Origin of the sequence: Streptomyces sp. HSW2009 (assembly GCF_040240285.1) — a bacterium.
Classification (GTDB): Bacteria; Actinomycetota; Actinomycetes; order Streptomycetales; family Streptomycetaceae; genus Streptomyces.
Genome location: NZ_JBEHZD010000502.1, coordinates 1 through 5757, shown reverse-complemented (window position 1 = coordinate 5757; position 5757 = coordinate 1). Strand labels below are relative to the sequence as shown.

The window sequence follows — 5757 nt, the reverse complement described above, 5'->3', positions numbered from 1 at the left end:
GGGGGGGGGCCCCCCCCCGGTGCCGGCCCCCCCGCCCCCCCCCCCCCCCCCCCCCCCCCCCCCCCGGGGGCGCGCGCGCCCCCGCCCCCCCCCGCCCCCCCCGGGGGGCCCGCGGCCGGGGCACGGCGGAGGCGCTCCGGGTCAGCGGCAGCCGCAGTTGGCGACGGCGGAGGCCAGCCGGTCCAGGACCCGCTGGGCGGCGGCCGGGTCGGTGCTGCCCTCGGTGAGGAAGGCGAAGGTCAGCAGCCGGCCGTCGGCGTCCACCACGGTCCCGGCGAGCGTGTTGACCCCGGTCAGGGTGCCGGTCTTGGCCCGTACGACGCCGCGGCCGACGGAGTCCTGCGGATAGCGGTCGCGCAGCGTGCCGGTGAAGCCGGCGACCGGGAGTCCGGTGAGTACGGGGCGCAGGGCCTGCCGGTTCGGGTCGGCCGCCCGCACCAGGACCTGGGCGAGCGTCGCGGCCGAGACCCGGTCGGCCCGGTCCAGGCCGCTGCCGTCGGCGAAGCGGGCCCCGGCCACCGGCACACCGAGCTCCCGCAGCCTGGCGGTGACGGCCCGCTGCGCCCCGGCGAAGCTGGCCGGCTCGCCGCTGGCCCGGGCGGGGTGCCGGGCCAGCGCCTCGGCGATGTCGTTGTCGCTGTTGGTGAGCATCCGCTCGACCAGGGCGGACAGCGGCTGCGAGCGGACGCTGGCGAGGGTGGTTCCGCGGGCGGTGGCCCGCTTGCCGCGGTCGGCCTTGCGGTCGCTTTCGCGGTCGTCCCTGCCGTCGCCCTTGCCGTCGGCCTCGTGGTCAGACCTGTGGTCGTCCTTGCGGTCGGCCGGCTCGTTGTTGCCGCCGCGGTCCTTCGGCTCGTCGCCGTCCTTGCTGTCCTTGCGGTCCTTGGACTGGTCGCCGCCCCTACGGTCACCCGGCTCGTCGTCGGCCGGCTTGTTGTCATCCCGCTTGTCGTCGGCCGGGCGCTGGGCCGGTGGGCGGTACGGGCCGGGGGCGCCGGTGACCGTGACGTGGCGGTCGCGCAGCAGCCTGGCGAAGGTGCGGGCGGCGTCGGCCGCGGGGTCCTCGACGCGGTCGGCCGGGCCGCGGTCGGAGCCGTCGCGGCGGCCCTCGTCGACCATGAGCGCGGTGACCGGGGACAGGTTCTCGTTGGGCCCGATCGGATGCCGGGCGGAGCCCGCGTACAGCCGGGTGTCGTAGCTGAGCCGCACGCTGCGCTCGCCGCGGGCGAGCAGTGCGCGGGCCGTGGCGTCGGCGAGTTCGCGCAGGCTGGCGGGGTGGGTGCCGTCCGGGCCGTGGGTCGCGCGGGCGGTGAGCGTGGGGTCGCCGCCGCCGACCAGGACGATCCGGCCCCGCTCGCCGGGCGCGGTGGTGACGGAGGTGGTCAGCCGGTGGCCGGGGCCGAGTGCGGCGAGCGCGACGACGCCGGTGGCCAGCTTGATGGTGGAGGCCGGGACGACGCCCCGGCCGGCCCCCGCCCCGTACAACTGCCGCCCGGTCGCCACGTCGACCACCGCGCCGGCCCGCACCCGGCCCAGCGCCCGGTCCTTCAGCAGCGGCTCCAGCGCGTCCGCGAGGCCCGCGCCGGTGGGCAGCGGTACGGACCGCTGGCCGGCGTCGTCGGGTGACGTCGTGCGGGAGGCGCCGAGCGGCGCGAGGACCGGGGCCGCGCTGGGGGCGGGCGCCGGTGGCGCGCCGGGGCGCCCCTCGCGCGGGCGGTCTGCGGAGGCGGCGCGCTGCCGCTCGGCCGTACGCTGGCCGGAGTCCCAGGGACCGGTCGCCGCCACCGACGTGGCCGCGACCACGAGGCCCACGGCGGCGGAACCCGCAGCTAGCAGCCCCGTACGGCGCTGCTCCACAGTGGCTCCCCGCAGTCGGCCGAGCCACTGGTCCCACCACCATCTGGCCTCGTCAGGCATCTTCGAGCAGCCCCTTTCGCAACCACACACCTGCGTGAGGGACACTTAACCACCCGAACTATGTGCTGATCATGGAGGAGCCACCCGTGGAGTTCGACGTCACCATCGAGATTCCGAAGGGTTCACGGAACAAGTACGAGGTGGACCACGAGACTGGTCGTATCCGCCTTGACCGTCGACTCTTCACCTCGACCAGCTACCCGGCCGACTACGGCTTCGTGGAGAACACCCTCGGCGAGGACGGCGACCCGCTGGACGCGCTCGTCATCCTGGACGAGCCGACCTTCCCCGGTTGCCTGATCAAGTGCCGTGCCATCGGCATGTTCCGGATGACGGACGAGGCCGGCGGCGACGACAAGCTGCTGTGCGTCCCCGCGTCCGACCCGCGCGTGGAGCACCTGCGGGACATCCACCACGTCTCCGAGTTCGACCGCCTGGAGATCCAGCACTTCTTCGAGGTGTACAAGGACCTGGAGCCCGGCAAGTCGGTCGAGGGCGCCAACTGGGTGGGTCGCGCCGAGGCCGAGGCCGAGGTCGAGGCGTCCGTCAAGCGCCTTGAGGCGTCCGGCGGCGCGCACCACTGAGCCCGCGCGCCGGGTCACCTGCCTGACCAGCGCATCCACCGATGGGCGGAGCACCACCTGTGCTCCGCCCATCGGCATGTCCGGGCAGGTCCGCGCGGCGACGGCGTCGGCGTCGGATCGCCGCGGCCCGTCGCCCCGTCCGCGCCCGCCACAACGGTGACCTCCGCGCCACGCCGGACGCCCACCCCGATGGCGTACCGGGGCTGCGCGTACCCGGGCTGCGCGTACCCGAACTGCGCATGCCCGGGCTGCGCGTGCCCGGACTGCGCAACGGGGGCGGCAGGCCGGGCCGCGCCCCGAGCCGCATCGTGAGCCGCGCGCCGGCGGCGCCGGGAAACCCCTAGAAGCCGCGGGTCCGCTTGGCCGCGCGGCGGAGCGGGCCGCCGGTCTCCTTGTCGGCGCCCGGGGTGCGCAGGAAGAGGCGGGCCATCTCGTTGCCGAGGTTCACGCCGATGGCGATGGCCAGCGCGAGCGAGGCCGCGCGGGTCAGCGACGGAATGCCGGAGTCCATGTTCTTCTGGGCCAGCGCGAGCAGCCCGAAGTAGGTGGCGCTACCGGGCAGCAGCGGGCCGATCGCGGCCGTCACGTACGGCAGCGCTGACGCGTACCGGTAGCGCGAGAGCAGTTGGCCGAAGAGGCCGACCAGGCCGGCGGCTGCGGTCGTGGAGGCGACGGCCGGGATGCCGGCCACGTCGTGCATCGAGCCGTACACCAGCCAGGCCACGCCCCCGTTGAGGGTGGCGAACAGCACCGTGGAACGTTCCTGCTGGAGCAGTACGCAGAAGGCGAGCGCCAGCAGCATGGCCGAGAAGAGCTGTACCACCGGGCGCTCGTCGCCGCGCAGCGCGGCCTCCGGGTTGAAGTCGGCGCCCCGCCGCAGGCCCACGTACAGCACCGAGAGCACGCCGATGACGATGCCGACGATCAGGTACATCACTTCCAGCAGGCGGGCCGCGGCGGTGATGTAGTAGCCGGTCAGGCCGTCCTGCACGCCGGCGACCAGGGCCCGCCCGGGGATCAGCGCGAACAGCCCACCGGTGATCACCGCGGAGCCCTGCACATTGGCGTGGGCCAGGCTGAGCGCGACGCCGGTCGCAGCGGGTGGCATCGCCGCCGCGACGAACTGGTAGAACTCCGGCAGCCCGCGCCCCGACGCCAGCCACGCCAGCCGGTCGCCGAGCATCGCGCCCACCGCGGCGGCGACAAAAACCAGCCAACCGCCGCCCACCAGCAGGCTGGCCGCCCCCGCCAGCGCGCCGGACGCCAGGGTGAGCGCCCAGCCGGGGTAAGGGTGCCGGTTGCGGCGTATCTCGGCCAGCCGCCGGTACGCCTCCTCGGTGGTGAAGTCGTCCTGCGAGGTGATGTCGTCGACGAGCCGGAAGACCGCCGACAGCCGGGTGTAGTCGACGGCCCGGCGGCGGACCGTACGGCTGGCCGTGATCGGGTCGTCCACCAGGGACGGCTGGTACGTGATGGAGAGCAGCGTGAAGGTGACGGTGGGCTCGCAGCGTTCGAGGCCGTAGGCGTGGGCGACGCCGAACATGGCTGCCTCCACGTCCTCGGCGCCCTCGCCGCCGGCGAGCAGGATCTCGCCGATGCGCAGCGTGATGTCGAGCACCCGGGGCACCGCCTGGGTGGACTCGGCGTGCTTCTCGACCCGTTCGGGCGCCGGGCGCTCGCCGACCGGCATGCGCAGCATCGTGCGCATCCGGTCCTGCCAGGGCGTCTCCTTGGTGAGCCGGATGGCGGGGATGCCGTGCGGCGGCGTGAAGGCGGGGCCGCGCGCCGCGCCGTGGCCGGAGGCAGTGCTGCCGATGGGTCCCGCGGCGGCCGTTTCCGGGCCGGCTGAACCCGGTGCCACGAACGCGGACCCTTCAGCTTCCGGCAGCGGCTCCACCACCTCCGGCGGCAGCCCCACCGGCAGGGCGAACTCCGACGTCGGGTGCTCGTCCTCGGCCGGGTGCGAGGGCAGCGGCAGCCCGAGCGGCGGGGTGAAGGCGCTGTGCACCTCGTCCGGGTGCGGCCTGCGTTCCCCCAGTTCTTCCCCGTCACCCGTGCTGCCCATGTCCTGCTTGCCCTGTGCCTGTGAGGCCACGTGCCCTCTCTCCTCGCCAGCCTGCCGTGCCCCTCAGCCACGATGCCTGATCGTCGGCCGGGGCGCCCAGTGTGCACCGTCTTCCCCGAAGTGCACAGGTCACCCGCCATCCGTCGGCCGGGTGGCGGTACGCCGCTGGTCCGTATTGCCGCATGCCGCCGGCCCGCAGTGCTGCCCGGCGCCGGCCCGTACCGCCGTCTGGTGCCGGCCCGTGGTGCCGCCTCGCGCCGGCCCGTCGCCTTGGGCGGCCGGTCGCGCCGCGCGGCCCGGTGGCCCCATGCGACAGCCCCCGGGCGGTGGCCCGGGGGCTGGATGACTGCGCGCGCCTGCGGGCGCCGTGGGTCAGCGGATCAGTGGCGGGCGCGCCGCTCCGGCGGGTCCTGCGGGCCCCCGTCGCCCGGCCCGCCGTAGGGGTCCTGCGTGCCGTACGGGTCCTGGGCGTACGGGTCCTGCGTGCCGTACTGGTCGCCGTACTGGTCCTGCGAGCCGTAGGGGGCCTGTGTGCCGTACGAGGCGTCCGTGCCGTACTGCTGCTGGGCCGGGTAGCCGTAGCCGCCGGCCTGCTGCTGGGCCGGGTAGCCCTGACCCTGCTGGCCGTAGCCCTGCTGCTGGTCGTACCCGCCGCCCTGCTGGGCCTGGTAACCCTGCTGCGGGTCGTACCCGCCGTGCTGCGGCTGCTGCGCGGCCTGCTGGGGCTGCTGCTGGTAGTAGCCCTGCTGGGGCTGGTGCGGCTGCTGGTAGCCGCCGGGCTGCTGGCCCTGCGCCTGGCCCTGGTCGGCCGGGTAGCCCTGCGGCTGCTGGCCCGGGTAGCCCTGCGGGTCCTGGTAGCCGGCGGTGTCGTACTGGCCCTGGCCGGGCTGCTGCTGGCCCGGGTACGCCTGCTGGGCGGGCTGCGCGGCGCGCTGCTGCTGCGGGTGCTGGGCCTGGTGCTGCTGGTGGTGGTGCTGTTGCTGCTGGCCGGGGTGTTGTTGCTGGCCTTGGTGGCCGGGGTGTTGCTGCTGGCCCTGCGCGTACGGGTCGGGCTGGCCGGTCGGCGCGGCGCCGGGGTGCTGGGTGCCGCCGCGCTGGCCGCCGTACTGCTGCTGGCCGGACTGCTGTTGCCCGGGCTGCTGCTGGGCGGGCTGCTGCTGGCCGCCGTGGGCGCCCGGGTGGCCGAAGACGTCG

3 protein-coding genes and 1 pseudogene are annotated in these 5757 nt (G+C 75.5%); 1 reads left to right on the top strand and 3 read right to left on the bottom strand.

All coding sequences use genetic code 11. The annotated features are described in order from the left end of the window. Positions 1-141: 141 nt before the first annotated feature. Positions 142-1914, bottom strand: a complete 1773-nt coding sequence (dacB, locus tag AAHZ94_RS27340) for a D-alanyl-D-alanine carboxypeptidase/D-alanyl-D-alanine endopeptidase (RefSeq protein WP_349996092.1) — start codon at positions 1912-1914, stop codon at positions 142-144. 86 nt (positions 1915-2000) lie between these two features. Between dacB and AAHZ94_RS27335 the strand changes: the two genes are divergently transcribed. Beyond that, positions 2001-2498, top strand: coding sequence for an inorganic diphosphatase (locus AAHZ94_RS27335; protein ID WP_349996095.1), 498 nt, complete (start codon positions 2001-2003; stop codon positions 2496-2498). Between the two features lie 340 nt (positions 2499-2838). Here the strand turns inward: AAHZ94_RS27335 and AAHZ94_RS27330 are convergent, their stop codons facing one another. Further along, complete coding sequence (locus tag AAHZ94_RS27330; RefSeq protein ID WP_349996094.1) at positions 2839-4563, bottom strand: threonine/serine exporter family protein; 1725 nt, start codon at positions 4561-4563, stop codon at positions 2839-2841. A 380-nt stretch (positions 4564-4943) separates the two neighbouring features. Beyond that, a pseudogene (locus AAHZ94_RS27325) lies at positions 4944-5757 on the bottom strand (hypothetical protein); the annotation flags it as partial.

What these genes read in the sequence shown, in the direction of transcription:
- AAHZ94_RS27330 (WP_349996094.1), bottom strand. Translation starts at nt 4,563, where the DNA reads ATGGGCAGCACGGGTGACGGGGAAGAACTGGGGGAACGCAGGCCGCAC.
- dacB (WP_349996092.1), bottom strand. Translation starts at nt 1,914, where the DNA reads ATGCCTGACGAGGCCAGATGGTGGTGGGACCAGTGGCTCGGCCGACTG.